This window comes from Stygiolobus sp. CP850M, assembly GCF_037389425.1.
GTDB lineage: Archaea > Thermoproteota > Thermoprotei_A > Sulfolobales > Sulfolobaceae > Stygiolobus.
In genome coordinates, this window is record NZ_JBBHKR010000078.1 from 1 (window position 1) to 16643 (window position 16643).

Consider the following 16643-nt stretch of genomic DNA (forward strand, 5'->3'; position numbering starts at 1 on the left):
CAATAGCTTCCCCTTGCTTCTTAACAGCTTCTTGAAGAGACTTGATTGCTTCTGTATGCCTATCTACAGTCTCTTGAAGAGACGCAATAGCTTCCCCTTGCTTCTTAACAGCTTCTTGAAGAGACTTGATTGCTTCTGTATGCCTATCTACAGTCTCTTGAAGAGACGCAATAGCTTCCCCTTGCTTCTTAACAGCTTCTTGAAGCCCCTCAATGGCTAATGTGTGTCGATTAACAGTCTCTTGAAGAGACGCAATAGCTTCCCCTTGCTTCTTAACAGCTTCTTGAAGAGACTTGATTGCTTCTGTATGCCTATCTACAGTCTCCTGCAAAGACTTAACACCCTGCTGAAGAGACACAATGGCCTCTGTGTGTCGATTAACAGTTTGTTGTAAAGATGCAATTACCTCTGAATGTTTTCTAATCTCTTCCTGCAAGGCTTTTATACTCTTGCTATTCTCTTCTAACTTCTTTATCACGATTTCGTCCTTAAGCTTTTCATAAATTTTCTCAGCTAATGCTGAAAGTAATTGAGGATTGTTAAGTATCTCGTCAGCGATCCTCCCGCTCATATTTAATTACTTTTGAGTCAAGGATTATAAGTTATTTGGAGATAATCAAAAAACAGATATAATAATTATATCTTTAGAGATTTGTATTATGTTAAAAAGATTATTTATCTCAAGAAGAGGAATTGGGGCGAACACACTCGCGTAGCTTTGCAGTATCTCAGCAGTTCGTGAATTTAGGTATATTAAGGGATATAGACGAATTATGAGCGATTTGTAGATAACACGCTGGAGGAGGCTTACTTTGAGCTGAGACCGAAGTCTTTTTTTAATCACTGAAATAATTTAAATTAAGTACGAGGGAATTTGAGGAAATCATTATCCCTTATTAGAAGAGTCCTAACGACCTAGAAAAGATTAGGAAAAGTTTGACTCAACCTACCGTTAAAAATCTTGTGTTAAAATCTCGTGCCAGGAGAGTCGTTTATTCAAATGTCATGTAGAAATAGAAAGGGAATGGTTGGCTTTAACTGTCAGAGATACTAAAGTTGCTAGACCGGGACTTATCGTAGACCTTGTGTCGGAAGATGCCAAGTACTCAATTACGATATTAAAGTGACTTTAGGTAAAGAACAGCTCGAAATAACCCCTCCCGAACGCTTTCCCCTTCTGTCACGGTCTTCACGAGATTAACTAAACTGTTATCAATAGTTGAGAGCTTATGAATACCTTAATGTTAATAATGAAATCTGCATTTCCCCTTTTATCAAATTCTGGCCCTAAACAATAATGAATAGTTTTTCTCTTAGCTTAAATTTACAACGTTGTCGAACATAGAGGAAAAGGACTTATCCCTCGTTGTCATAATTACTTTTTTCTTATTAACTACCTCCTCTACTAACACTTTCTTCATCTCTTCATCAAGGTAAACCTCTGCATCGTCGATAAGCACTAGTTCACCTTTCTTGCTTGAAATCACAATCTCAGCAATCCTCTTCAGACCGTGAGAAATAACTGGGTACTTCTTACCGTCTATAAATACGCCGAAATCCGTGATAGTCACCTTTTTATCTCTGATAATCGCTTCACCTTTAGCCTCAATAACTAAAGCAGCTGGTCTTAAGCCCAAAAAGAATAAGTCTAAGAAGGAGTTAACCACTGCGTTACCCTCCACATCTTTCAATAAGTCCTTGAGTAGATCGAAATATTGGTATTTCTCTTTCCCATTACTACCGTATACTAGTTCTATGGTGGTACCTTTAACGTTAACCTGGATCTCTCCTACTGGTAAATCTTTATTTTCCACCTCCCTTACTTCAAATTTAACGTCTTTGTTGAGGGCTAATCCCACGTTCACTTCTTCTCTCGTGATCTTTACGGACATAGTTCCTAACTCACCCTCAAAGATTACCTCACCCTCTCCGTTAATAATCTCCTTAACGTCAGAGCGGAAAGTTTCTTCTATACTCCTCTTTAAAGTGTATGATAAAGCCTTTTTGAAATTATCATCTACTTGTAAAGACTTCATCTTAACTTCCTTTGCCCAGGCGTTGATTAATGCGTATAAAGTTAAGAGAAGAGTGGTTTTACCAGTGCCGTTATTCCCAGTTATAACAGTAGTCTTGTCCAACGAAAAACTAACGTCTCGGATAGCTCCTATTCCTCTTACTGTGACTTTCACTAGATACTCACCTCTTTAGCATAATATAAATATGACTGAGCTAGATTAAATGAGACCACGTGAAAATTTTTACCGAGGGTGAAAAAATCTTACCGTTTTTAATTAGCCGCTATCCCTTAAAAAGTTATAAAAGGTCATGAATTAATTGACATCCTTTAAGAATTCTAGCTGTAGAAAGCATGATACAGATAGAAGTCTAAAACTCGCTAAACAGAACTAGTTAAAACTACTTAGATTATAAGGGGCTTATAGAGACACTTACACGTAAAAGATACTTCGATTCTGTGTCTACTTTGACTCAAACCTACTAGCGCTAACATTCTTAAGCGTTTATCTTAAGAGAGAGTTGTTTAACTTCACGATAAATTATTTATCACTCTCTCTTCAGCAATGTACTCCTCTCTTTTCATAATCTTATTACTTATCCACAAACCTCGTCAGTATGACTTCAATAATTTTCTGACTATGTTCTACGCTAGTTCCAGCAGCATACCTTTTAAGGAAATCCCTAGACATCTGTCTTCTTACTCGCCCTTTAGTGCGAGTGTTTAAGCTCGGCCTAAATCCCGAACTTTAGTTGTATATATTAAGTTCTTCCCGTTTATAATACATAGCTGAACATTCTTTATAATGTAGATTAAACACAGACTACATGTGATACTATATATCGATTTAGCTTAAATTACTAAATTTTATGCGGATAGAATGGTTAAACAAAAATTAATAAATTACAGAAAAATTTTCATCACTCCTATATATTATTTAATTTTAAATAAAGTTATGAAAATAAAAAACTAAAAAAAATTACTCTACAGTTACTTCTGTCTGGAACTTAATACCGTAAGCACTGTATGAGCCGTCTACATCATAAACTCTAACTATATATTTACCCGGGTTTATGTGGAACGGTACATGTAGTATAATGGTAGCGTTCTGTCCTAAAGGCACTACAAGGGCGAAACCGTCAGACTTCGCAGGATGCAACGGGAATTGATTTATTATATCATTATTAGATATATGACCTAACTGCTGAGCGTTCCACTGGTATAACACAGTGCCGTTAGGATAAAGGATTTGGACAAGGACTATAAATCCTCCATAGGTATCGGGACCTGCAGTTCTGGCAATTTGTAGGAACAGAGTACCGTTCGAATATAGCCTAGTCCCTGTCAAGTCGTAAGCTGGAGTTTTAGAATAGTTTGTCAAGTGAGTAAATCCCTGAAAGTTTATCTGATATAACCCAAATGTGATCCCAGTGGCCAAAAGCATGGCAAGAATAGCAATTGATGATTCCTTCATCATATGTCTCACCACAGTAATATTCTTATTTTACCTATCTTAACTCCATCAGGGTATTTACTTGCAAGAAGCTGATCTATTGATAACCATCTGCTACCAGTAAACATGAACATGAAGGCGGCTGCACCCTCTGTAGCAGCTATTTGCCATTCATCTACGCAAGTCGAGCCTAACCAACCACCTGCAGCTCCTATTCCCCACGCAAGTATCGCTATTACAAAACCAGAAAGTCTGGTAAACCCTCCCAACATTAATAACAATCCGAATATACCTTCTAATGCTGTAAACATGATTATGAATGTATAAAGCAAGCCAGGGTTATCTAGTACCATTATTAACATTCCCTTTATCGGAGCCCACGCGTGAGGAACGAAAGTTATTAGTTTTCCGCCTACGTATGCCGATGAATTAGGATTTAGTTTTGCCGGAACATTTATAGTTCTCCTTATTGCCGCTGATAAGTACATCCAGCCGAGCGTCAATCTCAGTATCGGCAAGTACTTTTGTGTTGTATCAACTTTTACTTGTGCCATATTACTTCACTCTATAATGATAATTATAGATTTAGAGATTTTAAATCTTTCCATATAAACTTACTATAAAATCTAATTAACAGTAGGAATTAAATTGGTATCAAAATTTTTTTACAACAAAAAATTAAACTTATTTTTATTAATAGTTATATCTTACTTTTTCTTACTTCCCCAAATTTCTCTGTCCAGCCACGCAATATCTTTTCAGCCGTAATTTTCTGCTTACAATCGTTACAATACATGAGCTCTTCAGGATCTTTGCCTACGATTTTAGAAATCTTCAATATCATCCTTTTACTCCCAATTGGCTTTCCACATCCCTTACATCTCGCGATTTCATCTTCGGTTACACTGTATACGTAGTCCTCCCTTAGGTATTCGTAATTATTTATCTTCCTCACCTTAATTGCACTTTCCTTACATAAAGTCACACATAAGTTACAACCTATACACTTGTGTGGCTCATTCAAAATCATAACAGCCTTCTCGTTAGAGGACATTGAAAGAGCTCCAGTAGGACACTTTTTAGCACAAACACCACAAAGCGTACAGTTATCATTGATGTCAACCTTATATGCATGGATATCTAAAGTGCTCTCTCCTTCTAATTTACCCTTGTTTACTGCCTTAACATAATCGTTCCTCTTTATTCCTACTAAATCTGGAGTAGTCTCTTTTTTAATCTTTTTCTTTATCTCTCCATGAATAGTAAGTGCCTTTTCAGCAGCTCTCCTGTTTATACATTTTTCATTAGGGCATATTAACTTAAGGTTAAAGTGTTCCTCCAAAACTGTTATCTCTTCAATCCCTAAATACCCAATACAAGGAATTATCAGATCACCGCTTTCGGGCTCACAACTGACTGTGAGATTGTTATTTTTAATGCTCTTGCTCAGCACTGTTATACCGTTCCAGTTAAAGTAAGGAGAATCTATAGCACCTATTGGGCACGAGGCAGAACACAGACCGCAGTTAGTGCACTTTACCGTATCAATTACAATCTTACCCTCAACCTTTTGTAAGGCTGAGTTAGGACATGAAGATAAACACTGTGAACAGCCTATACTAGATAAGCAGCGATCGGAGACCTTTGGTGCCTTAACTAACCTCTCATATTGCTTACCGCTGATAAAACTCCGTCTACTGTAAGTTTTTTCCACTGGTGCATAGGTTAGTTGTATCGCTCTGATCACTATCTGTAGTGGATCAGGTCTTGACCAAAAATATGAACACTCCCCGTCTATTTTCACTGGTTTATCAGACACTACGATGAACTTATCTTCTTGATCACACTCAAAACTCTTGATTATTTCAAATAGAGGCTGCGATAAATATAATGGCCACAAATTCTTTACTCTCTCGATAAGCCTCTCTGGGTCACGCACGTTAAACAACTTAATCTTCAATCCCAATACACCTCATAAACTCTTTAGTAAATTCTGCCAAAATCTTGAAGTACGGGTAATTAGATTGGGCTAGATTGTTTAGAAGGGTTGGAACCCACTTCTTAACGTGAGTCTCAAGAAAGAAATCTATTATATCATCTACTTTTTCGTTTCTGGAAGATTTCAGCAGATACATAAGGGAGAGAAAACCGAACTCAGTAGAAATATGATCAGGTTCTTCCTTGGAGTTAAGTCCTACTAAATTGTAGATATTTCTTAAATCACTCACTATTATTAAGTCGTAGTAACCTGTCCTCTGAATACTTTCGTATAGAGATAAATTAGTATTATAAGGTTTATCGAGCTCTACGAACTGTATTTCAACGTCAGTTAGCTTGTCAATATCTGTGATACCATCCACGAGGCTCTTGAAAGTGTGAAACGCCCGCTTAACATTCTCGTTGCAGAAAGAACTTATATATACCTCTATCTCGTGAATGTTATTCCTTAAGTTTTGCACATCTTTAAGCTTATATGGGTAATGAAAGGCCTGAGCTAAGACATCAAATACCTTTGACGTGAAAAAACTCAAATTGTCTTGAACCATGAACTCAACCATGTTTATCACAACGGTAATACATTCTTTTCGTTTCTCTTATAAGTCCTTAAGTCTTGTGGTGTAAGTCCTAAGCTTTGTGCATCCTTAATAACATTTACGGGGGCGTTGTCTATTGCACCAGTTCTCTCAGCGAATCTTTGTTCTAAAGGTAATTCTGGTTCATTAGAGAAAGGTCCCTTTGATGGTCCTCTGATTGGCAAGTATTCTTCTTCTGGCTTAGTACCATACTGTTCTCCTAATACAAAACCACCATATTCCGCAACTATTCTGCTGACTTCGCTGTTAGGATCACTTAAGTCTCCGAAAACTCTAGCCCCTGCTGGACATCCTCTTACACAAGCCGGAATTCTCTCGTACTCTGGTAAACTCTCGTCGTAAAGTCTATCAACACAGAGTATACACTTTTTACTCACTCCTTCTATCGGGTCGTAATCTATGTTACCGTATGGGCAAGCGTTTATACAGTACCTAAACCCTTGACATATTTCATAGTCTATTACTACGACTCCGTCTACTAGTCTCTTGTGTATCGCCCCGGTAGGACAGACTTTTACGCATGGAGCGTCTTCACAGTGGAAACAGCTTATCGGTATAGGTATAGTCCTAACATTAGGATATGTTCCTTGTTCTGTTCTTATAACTCTCATTAAGTAAAGGGAGAACGGTTCGGCACCCCATGGATCTAGATCTGTCAATGGACCGAAAACTGAACTAGTATGCCACGACTTACAATTGAGCTGACATGCATTACATCCGAAACACTTATTCAGGTCTGTTATTATGACTAGTTTGTGTAGGGGTTTGGGAGTGGACATGAATTTTCACCTCATGGACTTAGTTAAAAAAAAAGAACTAACTTGAGTTGGACGACTGTTGACTCTGGGGTCTTATAACTTGTTTCTGCTGCTGCCACTGATAGTACTCCTGATTTACCTTATACCATGTTATTCCCATCTCTTCTGGAGACTTGTAAGCATTATACTGTAGATATTGTAAGTTGGGTGGCGGGTTATACGGTGCGGAAGCCGGAGTTAATACGTAAGGATCTGATAAACCATAGCTAACAGTGTAAGAACCTTTACCTAACACTGCACTGACTTTAAATCTCAAATCTCCCCAAGAGGTCTTTCCAGTAAATGGATCATAGTTTAGCAATGCAGGATTAGGTCCTTTACTACCTATAAGTGTATCATAGTCAAGATTATTGTAAGATTGTGGATCCGCACCTCCCATACTTGGTGGTAGAATCATGGAGTATACATCATTAAACATTGTAGATATTGTAGCCTCAGGACTGTTGGTAGGTATGGCTAGTGTTCCGGGTCTTATGTTCCTAGCCTTCCAATACCACACTACACCGGGTCTTGTAGTCTCATCGCATACTACCATAGCCCTAACTTTCTCACCGGTCCATGATTCAAATTCGACCCAATCCATATCAGTTATTCCGTATTTCTGACAATCTGAAGGATTCATAAACACTGGAGTAAACCTCAGCAAAGGTCTCAACCACGGATTATGGTTCTCCCAGTGATGATAGAACCAAGGTGTTGTATGCCTATTCTCCGTCTGTAGTGGGAAGCTATTCGGGTCGAAGCCGTCACTTGTCCAGCTTAACGGTGGATACCACTTAGGTATAGGCCAGAAGGCTATTTTCTTTATTTTAGCAATATAACTACCGTATTCATCATTAGGTACGTTAGCGTTCTGTTGTGCTAATTGTAAGTACTGCATGTTACCGGTCTTCTTATACATGTAGTAGAAGTATGCATTGTAGCCTTTCCACATCCCGTAAGCTGCTAGCCTAAACCTTGCAACAGGCTCGGAATATATTTGGACTACTATAGGCTTCACATAAGGTACTAATCCCATGCTGTGAGCCCATTGCAGATAGTACATGTTTACATGTCTATAATACCTTATGTTCAATGGTAGTTCGTACTCGCCCAATGCATGGCCTATCTTTTGTGTTCCTTTTGGAACATTTGGAGGTAATTCTCCGTTAGTTACGGGGAACTCTTGTGGTCCAGGGTAGGTCTGAGCGTTACCATAATTATATGCGGGAATCTTACCAGGGTATGTATACAGCTTCACCTGGTTGGGGTTCGGATCTCCCTTACAACACTCCGTTCCATCTTGTCCTCTTCCCGCAATTAACATCCCTACCCCTGGTGCTATCTGCCACTTCCACAAAAAGTCTCCGAAGCCGTTAGGATACTTAGGACTTCCGTCTGGGTTTTGGAATGCAGATAAACCTAGTAAGTAACCTATTTCTATTTCTACGTCACTGAAAGGTCTTGCGTGGAATAAGGGTGGTAAGATGGGGTGTTCTATGCTATCAGCTACTATGTCAGGGGTTGTAATGGGCCTATCTAAAGTACTGTGTTCTCCGTATCTTTCAAGGAAAGTGGTATCTGCTAACACTAGGTCAGCAAACGGGACGCTGTTGCCGTAGAACGTATCAACTATAGCGATAAATGGAATAGCATAAGTTCCGTCTGGGTTCTGCTTTAACGCTAACCTAATATCCTTATCAAGGTCGTAACTATTATCCCAATAGGGGTTAGTTATATGCCATAGGAGGAACTCTACATTATACGGGAACTGGAATCCAGCATCCCACATTGTCACGTTATAAGATCTGTGCTGAGCAAACGGAAATTCCCAGCTGTACGCTCTATCGATTAATAATGGCCTTCCGTTTTCGTCAATCGCTAACATATCAGGTGTGTATAGGAAAGGATTTGTTGTTGAAGTAATTACTGTAGGGTAATGAACTTTTTGAACCTTAAGCACTTTTACCGTACCATCGTTATATACTCTTTCGTTTATTAGGATCCCTCCTAGTGTACCCACATAACTCTCTCCGTTAGGACCAACAGTCGGAATCTCTCCACTATTAACGTCATCTTGCGTTATTCTGGCCCTTGGGTCAGGCACGGCTTCATACGCCGGCCAGAAATCTCCGTCTGGTACTGGCTTTGGATATGGGTATTTGGCTCTGTACCCACCAGGGGTGTCAATCGCTCCAAGTAATGCTTCGAGAACCATGATCAGTCTAGTAGTATTAAATCCGTTCGTATGTGCAGATATACCTCTCATGATATATGTTGCCACTGGCCTTCCTATGAACTCTTCATGTTTCCTACCTAGATAGTCCACCCATTCAGCTTCTATTATTACGGGGCTTCTCATCGCAGTATCTCCTAGTAACTTAGCTAGATTTGTTATCTCCTCCGCTGGATAACCTACTTCAGCTTCTACGTTTTCAGGCGCATAATCGTCCACTAGGAATTGCTCCTTAAGTAGTTTAAACGCCGACTTTACATGAACCGTAATCGTCTCAGTAGTGTCTGGGCCTACGGGTACGGTTAAATCTCCTTCATATTCTAAGACCGGATATACTCCGTTCTGCCACGGAATGTCTGTGAAAGCGTAAACATTACCGTCGCTACCCATGACCGCTGGAGTCCACTCTCCATTCTTATTAGTCACTCTCAGGAAGAGCCCTATGTTAGATGCCGAAGGTGGATCTATGGTCCCATCAGGATTTGTGATTACCAACCATGGGGCATTCGTATACCATCTCAAGTATTCCTCATCTATATACGGCGTTGGCGGTGTCTGGCTCATCCCCTCTTCATGTAACCTCAACAATTCATGAATTATTGAACTTATTAAAAGACCGTCATGAGCCGGTCTAATCGGTACCCAAATATTCGATATAGGACCAACGTTGGGTTGTCTATCGGGCTGGATGAGTATTATTGTTCCACCACGCTCTTTAATCATCGTTATTCTTCTTCTTAATCCTGTCGGGAAGTGGTCTTGTGTAACTCCCGAAAGTATTAAGACTTTTGCGTAGTGATCATCAAAATATCCGTATTCCCAATAGGTAGAGCCTGCTACATATACTGCTCCTATTGCAACATTAGCTGCACAGAATCCGCCATGTTCGTATTCATTGGGAGTGCCGAACATAGCACCAAAGTATCTGTTTTCACTTGGGTTATACTGGTCACGCCCGGTAACGAACACGAACTTTTCAGGACAACACTGGTATATCTGTTTTAGCCCTTTAAAACCATATTTCCATCCTCTTTCCTGCAGGAATTGTGCGTTATCTCCGTTTAACAGAATATCGTAAAGATCTTCCCAGTCTATTCTAATGAACTGTCCAGTACCCCTCTGTACAGTAGGAGGTCTTAGTAACGGATACTTCATCCTTGCGGGACTTAGGTAGTGCATTGCTGCTGTTGGCCCAATAGGACACGTAGCTCCGTTGTTAACCCTACCGTAAATATCGCCCCCAGCATATCTTATTAGGTTATTAGCTGTTATCTGGTATTGCATCGTACACCTTCCTAGACACATATAACATGTGCTGAACGCTATGACGTCCTCATCTTGTGGAGCTGTTGCCTCTTCTGTTTGAGACTCGACGAATAGTTTACTTGTGAAGGAACCTTTGGTTGCCATGTATGTTAGGGCTATTCCTGCAGATACTGCTCCGCTTAGCTTTATGAAATCCCTTCTAGTTAGTTTCAACATCTCTTACTCACCCCACACGGTTCCCCACGGGAATTGCATTTGAGTAGGGGAGAATGGACTTATAGGACCATAATAATATGCGGAGGCAATGACCACGTAATATCTCAAAGAGACGGCCCCTATTAGGATCAGGATGGTGATTATCGGCACAAAGTAAATGTATTTTTTAGGGCTTATCTTATGTAGAGAGATCTCTAGGAGCATAGGAATAGCTACACCTAATGTTACTACTAATACCCAGAAATACAAGGAGTAAGCTCCAAATAGAACTTGATTTACCGACATAGACGCATTGGGATTATAAACTCCTATTGCTAGAAACATTGCTGTTAATATTGCTTCAGCTATTACTGAGTATAAGTCAATAGTTGACCATAGCAAAGTGTTGTGCTCTTTACTAGATTCGTCCTTAATAAACACCGTAGTTAATAACATCCCTACGGCAGCTGCAGAGCTAAGACCACTGACTGGAAATAAAATTACGAGTACCGGATTTCTCCATAGTGCAATATTGGTCAGGCTAAATAATACACCTCCGTAAGAAGCTCCTAAAATTCCGAACAGAGTTATTAATGATATGAGTAAGTATCGTGAAGTTCTCGAACTGAGGTTAGAAGACGTATACCATGAGCCGAGTTTCTTAAACATAGTGATGTTAGGCATCGCATTTCCCAGCCACAAGGCTGAATAGATTAGGCCTAGCAAAAGTATCATTATCAGAAATATTGTACCTAAGAACATCCAACTTTCCCATCTACCGTAAGTAAGACCATAGGTAATTATCTCCCACGCAGTGTACGGTTTACCTGCATCGAGTACTAGAAACACTAGACCAAGTATAATAGCTACCAAACTCGTTATTCCTATTGACAACTTGAACTTAGCGGTCCTTGATATAGAGTCTACTGAACCTCCGGCGGCTAGTACGGGTATTTTAATGTCGTTTATAGCAGATATCACTACTATCATGCTCCCTAGTCCTATTAGGAAGTAAGCTAATGCTACCTTTACTGCCCATACTGCTTGGTGATCCGGTGGCATATCCGGTCCCCAAGAGACAGGGTAAGAGAATGGCGGAGATGGTGCAGTTAGTAATATTATAGGTATGGACATACTTTCTCAAAAATTAATTATGTTTTCTTCGATATTTAAAAAATTCTTTTCTTTTAAATGAAAATATTCAGGGAAACTTTCAACTCTGTTAATCATTATAAATTGTAATTTTAATAAGGAGTCGTTATATGCATAGAGATATAAAAATATATTTGAATAACTTATGAAAAATTCTGTAGAGGAATATTTTTGTAAAGAAGAATTAGATTGCAGAGATTTTTCAATTCTTAAATACATTTTTAGCTCTGAAACGTCCCTATACAAGTTAGAGAAAATTACTAAAATACCTATAGCTACGTTGTGGAGAATAGTTAATAGACTTGAAAGACTGGGATACGTCTATCATTCCAGCAGAGGAAAATACGAACTCACTTTAAAAGGTCTTTTTTATCTCCTATTTAGTGAAGGTCTAGAAAATGAAAAGATAATGTTATCTATCTCGGAAAGGATCGATAAGGATGTCGAGAAGACAAGATCAATAGTTAGATGTCTAATTACAACTGCTTTAGAGAATAAAACATGTATTTTAGACTATATAAACGAGCTGAGACCGTTGCTTAGATTGGCTGTCGTTAAAGCGTTAGAAGGTAAGCTTCTGCATAGACACTTTGTGGAATTTATCACTGAGAAATTAGGAGACGAAATACCTTTTGTAGAGCTTGAGGGATGTAAGTTAATAACTATTACTACTAACAGAGGTAACGAAATCCTGATTGGAAAGTGCAAAAAACAAGGATATGTAAGCCACATTCATTGCCCTCATTACTATATCTTAAATACTAGGCAAAGTAATAACATTTTAACATCCACTGAAAAGCTTTCTAATAAAGAGGGAATTGTAAGCTCGTAAAATAAATGATTATAAAATTAATAATGTGTAACGTAGATCAAAATTTTTATAGCTCAGTAATTGAAGCATAATTACTAATATAATTTCATTTTTTTAAGAAAGAAAATATTAAAATACATCTTTAACGGTGTTTAACTGCATATATTATTGAAAAATTAGTGAGAGTTAAATATTCTCGCTGATGGCATAATATATTTCCGTAATAAAATCTATATATATCACTTGTAGATGATATTTATATATCTACGGACTTAAAGTTTTTATTCGTGGACAGAAAATTAATTCTTGGTAATATTATAAGTCTTGTTGCAGGAGTATTCATACTCATAGTCTTAATACTCCTAGCGTCTTCCGGAATTATTTTCGTATTCAACGTAACTACTGAAGCGTTAATGTGGATAATATGGGGTCTCGCCATTTTAGCCTATATGGAATACAGCACTTGCAACCTTAAGGCTGAGATATTAATGAAAGTCTTTCCTCCAATGGCTATAATAATAACCTTCACAGGGCTCATTTTCATTCTTCAAGGTAAATTTTTAGGACTTGAGTTAATAGTTTTAGGATATATTCTAGAGCCTATAGCCGGTATTTCTATATTCCTAACAATAAAGGAGTACAGTCCGGTTTCTGCTTATCTCTTCTTCCTAGGGGCAGTAGTGTATACCCTCGGGTTACCCCTATATCTAGTTAGTTTTCCCTATTTGGCGATAATGGGTGATGTGGTGAAAATTTTAGGTTTAGTGAACTTCATATTCAATAGTATTAGGGGAAAATACTCAGGTTAATTGGAGGTGCTATAAATGACGGTGACTAATGAGGAGTTGAGAAGGATATATAACGACATACCTAAGTTTTACGACAGAGCTAACGCCCTCATTTCTTTCTTTCAAGACGTCAAATGGAGAAGCGAGCTAATAGGAATTGTCAGGAAATATTGTAAGGAGCCTAAAATTATCTTGGACGTTGCATCTGGTAAAGGAGAGTTGTCATATATCATTCACAAGCTCTTTCCGAAAACCCAGATAGTAATGACAGACTACGCGGAAAACATGCTCAAGCTGAGTTTTGTTGAAGGTGATAAAGTCTTGGCCTCTTTTTATAACTTACCTTTTAGAGATAATGTTTTCGACGCTGTAGTGAGTAGTTTCGCACTTCATGCAGCCGACGATGTAGAGGCCGTTATTAAGGAGATGGTAAGAGTATCAAAGAACGCTATAGGAGTGATAGCTATGGGAAAATCTGATAATAAGGTCTTAAGGAAATACGTAGCGTTTTATTTGCGGTTTATTCAGCCCTATTTAGCAGGTTTAGTTGGAGCGAAACCTAGTGACTACAAGTATATTTATTACATTTATAGAAAAATTCCGACTAATTCAGAATTAAAAAGGATCTTTGAAAGAAACACTGAGTTGAGAGTGTTTAAAGAAAAAGCTCTTGGCACGGTTTACATATTCGTTGGATTGAAAAGAAAGGATGAGAAAAGTAGACAAGAAGTTAAGCTTAGGGAGGGAAAGACTAAAGCATAGATTTATTTATACAAAAATAAAGATATTTTTATGATATTTCCAATAAATTAAAGTAATTCTTAAAATTAACGGGGGAAAGGATATCTTATAAGGCGATGAATATGAAAGTGAATAATATGAAAGTGTATAAAATACTTGATTATAGTAACGTTAATAGTTGTGAAAGCGCCTCAGGCGAGGTTTTATCCATTCTTGAGGAACTTAATAAAGATGAAGTACTTCAAGTTATTGTGGATCAAGAGTGGAAACTCAACGAACTTAGAGAATTTCTAGGAAAAACCAAATATAAGATTTTAGACGTCGATAAGAAAGACGGAAAAATTGTTATCACTATAGGTGGTAGGTAATGAAGAAAGTAGTAATTCTGGGAGGAGGAATAGGGGGAACAATAGTAGCTAACAAGCTGGCTAAGAAATTGTCGAAGGAAATCGACGAAGGAAAAGTTAAGATTACAGTTCTTGACATGAAGAACTACCATGTTTATCAACCTTCACAACTTCTCGTAGCTTTAGGTTTAGAAGATTATGATCAGATAGTTAAGGATGAGAGAAGTCTATTAGATCCAAAAGTTGAGTTCATCAGCGGGGATAAGGGAACAGTGACTAAATTGGATTTACCAAATCACCGAGTGTTTACAGCCGGCGAAGCTGTATATGATTATGATTATTTAGTAATAGCAACCGGATCTCATCTAGCGTGGGATGAAATACCAGGTTTAAGAAGTAAAGAGTTGTCAGTATGGGATCTTAATGACGTAATGAAAATAAGGGAGGTACTTGATAACTTTAAGGGAGGTACTATAGTAGTAAACGTAGCCAGGCTCCCTATAAAGTGCCCCGTAGCTCCAGTAGAACTGACTCTAATGCTTCATGACCTGCTAGTGAAAAAGGGAATCAGAGATAAATCGAGGATCATCTATACTTACCCAGCACCCGGAGTATTCGGGATAAAACAAGCCAATGACATGTTCATTGAAATGTTCAAGGAAAGGGGAATTGAAATAGTAAGTCCTTTCATAATTGATCATGTAGAGGGTAATACACTGATATCGCAGGATGGTGAAAAAATTGGCTTTGATTTATTGCTAGGAGCTCCTCCTCATAAAGGAGCTGAAGTACTAAGAGATTCAGGAATAGCGGACAGAAGGAATTGGGTGAGTGTGGACAAATATACCTTAAACGTAAAAGGGTATGATAACGTATACGCGATAGGTGATACTACAGACTTACCCATATCTAAAGCCGGTTCTGTTGCTGATTTCGAGAGCGGTCCTGTAAGCGAGAATATTGTCCACGATATATTGGGTATAGGAGGCAAGGAACTTTATGATGGCTCTGTTTTTTGCTTTTGCGTGGGTGGAATAGGCACCTCTAGTTACATCAGATATAATTACAGTTTTGTTCTACCTGTGCCGAAACCCACTACCACAATTTGGTGGATGAAACTTATGTACAACAGAATGTATTGGAGCTTAACAGCGAGAGGGGTGGTTTAAGTGGAAAAAAATGAGAACATGAATAGAATCATAAAATTACTCGAGGAAGATAAATTAATAGACACTTTGGTTGAATATGCATATATTCTGAAAATGATCAGGGAGATCGGGCTTAACGATGAAATAATAAGGAACTTAGGAACACTGATGAATTCCATTTTATCACTCGTACCTATCTTGGAAAAATTCGCAGACTTATTGAACGACCCTAATGTTAGACAAGTTATTGACGTTATAACTAGCGAAGAAGTAGTCCAAATAATACAAAATCCTGAGAGAATGACTGTGACCAAATTACTCTCAGAAATGAGAAACGAAAATTTCCAGAGAGGACTCGGAATAATTATTAAAATTATAGAAAAGATAGGAGAAAAAACGAAACCAGAAAGTAAACGAGCGTAAGTTCTTTTTTATTTACACGTTCCAACTCAGACTCCAAAGAAGCGTGAAAACTTGTGTACTCAAGTAGTTATGACTATTTCGCTATCCTTACCTTAACTCTACCATCAGGAAGTGATGTGTATCAAACCCTGGGAAGTTTTGTTCGATTTTAATAAAGACAGAGCGCTCTATTACTCCTATCAACCATTGAAGGTCATCAGGGATAATAGAGGTGTTTGAATCGTTGTCTTTACTTGTAGAAGGACAACAGCTATTTCGATTCTCTTCAAGGGGTTATACTAATTGAAAATGATGACTTATCGACTGATGTAAAGAGGCGAGAGATTAGAAGGGATTTATGAAGGATTTTCACAAAAATCTAAAAATGTCAACGAAATAGGGGACTTCAGCCTCTTACCTTGGTGTATATGTTATCTCTTCCCTGAGAAGCTCTGTCTTAATCACTTGGAAATGATCCTTAACTGATGTTCACATCTCTCTGTGAGTATTTAGGGTCTAACACTCTGTATGACAGACTAGCATACGAAAGATCTGCAGTTCCGACAGATGATATGAACTACATGTTTAGAATTACTATGTTTTCACAAATTAATTATTAAAGTTAAAATTTTATAAGGAAATATGGTTATTCACACCGATAATACATTTTATTGAGGGTTTCGTAACATGTATTTAATA

General features: G+C 38.1%; 14 protein-coding genes and 1 pseudogene. 6 read left to right on the top strand and 9 right to left on the bottom strand.

Annotation, left to right across the window (positions count from 1 at the left end):
* From WIW89_RS09870 to nrfD, 9 genes and pseudogenes are all read right to left on the bottom strand, one after another.
* Nucleotides 1-571, bottom strand: a pseudogene (locus WIW89_RS09870) (hypothetical protein); the annotation flags it as partial.
* 742 nt (nucleotides 572-1313) lie between these two features.
* Nucleotides 1314-2189: an ATP-binding cassette domain-containing protein gene (locus WIW89_RS09875; protein ID WP_337720633.1), complete on the bottom strand. Its 876-nt coding sequence runs from the start codon at nucleotides 2187-2189 to the stop codon at nucleotides 1314-1316.
* A gap of 804 nt (nucleotides 2190-2993) precedes the next feature.
* Nucleotides 2994-3491 carry a TQO small subunit DoxA domain-containing protein gene (locus WIW89_RS09880; RefSeq protein ID WP_337720634.1) on the bottom strand — a complete coding sequence of 166 codons (498 nt, stop codon included), beginning with the start codon at nucleotides 3489-3491 and terminating at the stop codon, nucleotides 2994-2996.
* 5 nt (nucleotides 3492-3496) lie between these two features.
* The gene (locus tag WIW89_RS09885; protein WP_337720635.1) at nucleotides 3497-4021 is read right to left on the bottom strand and encodes a TQO small subunit DoxD; all 525 of its coding nucleotides are present in this window, start codon (nucleotides 4019-4021) and stop codon (nucleotides 3497-3499) included.
* Between the two features lie 146 nt (nucleotides 4022-4167).
* On the bottom strand, nucleotides 4168-5427 hold the full coding sequence (locus tag WIW89_RS09890) for a 4Fe-4S binding protein (RefSeq protein ID WP_337720636.1): 1260 nt from the start codon (nucleotides 5425-5427) through the stop codon (nucleotides 4168-4170).
* Nucleotides 5417-6025 (bottom strand): molecular chaperone TorD family protein, encoded by a 609-nt coding sequence (locus tag WIW89_RS09895; RefSeq protein ID WP_337720684.1) that lies wholly within the window; start codon nucleotides 6023-6025, stop codon nucleotides 5417-5419. The genes WIW89_RS09890 and WIW89_RS09895 overlap by 11 nt, the downstream gene beginning before the upstream one ends.
* A 5-nt stretch (nucleotides 6026-6030) precedes the next feature.
* Nucleotides 6031-6840 (bottom strand): 4Fe-4S dicluster domain-containing protein, encoded by an 810-nt coding sequence (locus WIW89_RS09900; RefSeq protein WP_337720637.1) that lies wholly within the window; start codon nucleotides 6838-6840, stop codon nucleotides 6031-6033.
* Nucleotides 6841-6877: 37 nt separating this feature from the next.
* Nucleotides 6878-10576, bottom strand: coding sequence for a molybdopterin dinucleotide binding domain-containing protein (locus tag WIW89_RS09905; RefSeq protein WP_337720638.1), 3699 nt, complete (start codon nucleotides 10574-10576; stop codon nucleotides 6878-6880).
* Nucleotides 10577-10579: 3 nt separating this feature from the next.
* Nucleotides 10580-11689 (bottom strand): NrfD/PsrC family molybdoenzyme membrane anchor subunit, encoded by a 1110-nt coding sequence (gene nrfD, locus WIW89_RS09910; RefSeq protein ID WP_337720639.1) that lies wholly within the window; start codon nucleotides 11687-11689, stop codon nucleotides 10580-10582.
* Between the two features lie 163 nt (nucleotides 11690-11852).
* Here nrfD and WIW89_RS09915 point away from each other — a divergent pair, with 163 nt between their 5' ends.
* The 6 genes from WIW89_RS09915 (at nucleotide 11853) to WIW89_RS09940 (ending at nucleotide 15965) form a co-directional block, all read left to right on the top strand.
* Entirely contained in the window at nucleotides 11853-12539 is a 687-nt protein-coding gene (locus WIW89_RS09915; protein ID WP_337720640.1) for a hypothetical protein, read from the top strand.
* Between the two features lie 266 nt (nucleotides 12540-12805).
* The gene (locus WIW89_RS09920) at nucleotides 12806-13327 is read left to right on the top strand and encodes a hypothetical protein (protein ID WP_337720641.1); all 522 of its coding nucleotides are present in this window, start codon (nucleotides 12806-12808) and stop codon (nucleotides 13325-13327) included.
* A 15-nt stretch (nucleotides 13328-13342) separates the two neighbouring features.
* A complete protein-coding gene (locus WIW89_RS09925) occupies nucleotides 13343-14068 on the top strand; it encodes a class I SAM-dependent methyltransferase (RefSeq protein WP_337720642.1) in 726 nt (241 codons plus the stop codon).
* A 116-nt stretch (nucleotides 14069-14184) separates the two neighbouring features.
* Entirely contained in the window at nucleotides 14185-14415 is a 231-nt protein-coding gene (locus tag WIW89_RS09930; RefSeq protein WP_337720643.1) for a sulfurtransferase TusA family protein, read from the top strand.
* On the top strand, nucleotides 14415-15563 hold the full coding sequence (locus WIW89_RS09935) for an NAD(P)/FAD-dependent oxidoreductase (protein ID WP_337720644.1): 1149 nt from the start codon (nucleotides 14415-14417) through the stop codon (nucleotides 15561-15563). The genes WIW89_RS09930 and WIW89_RS09935 overlap by 1 nt, the downstream gene beginning before the upstream one ends.
* Nucleotides 15564-15965: a DUF1641 domain-containing protein gene (locus WIW89_RS09940; RefSeq protein ID WP_337720645.1), complete on the top strand. Its 402-nt coding sequence runs from the start codon at nucleotides 15564-15566 to the stop codon at nucleotides 15963-15965.
* Nucleotides 15966-16643 lie beyond the last annotated feature (678 nt).

Coding starts and splice junctions, on each gene's coding strand:
- WIW89_RS09880 (WP_337720634.1), bottom strand. CDS start 3,491: ATGATGAAGGAATCATCAATTGCTATTCTTGCCATGCTTTTGGCCACT.
- WIW89_RS09885 (WP_337720635.1), bottom strand. CDS start 4,021: ATGGCACAAGTAAAAGTTGATACAACACAAAAGTACTTGCCGATACTG.
- WIW89_RS09895 (WP_337720684.1), bottom strand. CDS start 6,025: ATGGTTGAGTTCATGGTTCAAGACAATTTGAGTTTTTTCACGTCAAAG.
- WIW89_RS09900 (WP_337720637.1), bottom strand. CDS start 6,840: ATGTCCACTCCCAAACCCCTACACAAACTAGTCATAATAACAGACCTG.
- WIW89_RS09905 (WP_337720638.1), bottom strand. CDS start 10,576: ATGTTGAAACTAACTAGAAGGGATTTCATAAAGCTAAGCGGAGCAGTA.
- nrfD (WP_337720639.1), bottom strand. CDS start 11,689: ATGTCCATACCTATAATATTACTAACTGCACCATCTCCGCCATTCTCT.
- WIW89_RS09915 (WP_337720640.1), top strand. CDS start 11,853: ATGAAAAATTCTGTAGAGGAATATTTTTGTAAAGAAGAATTAGATTGC.
- WIW89_RS09925 (WP_337720642.1), top strand. CDS start 13,343: ATGACGGTGACTAATGAGGAGTTGAGAAGGATATATAACGACATACCT.
- WIW89_RS09930 (WP_337720643.1), top strand. CDS start 14,185: ATGAAAGTGTATAAAATACTTGATTATAGTAACGTTAATAGTTGTGAA.
- WIW89_RS09935 (WP_337720644.1), top strand. CDS start 14,415: ATGAAGAAAGTAGTAATTCTGGGAGGAGGAATAGGGGGAACAATAGTA.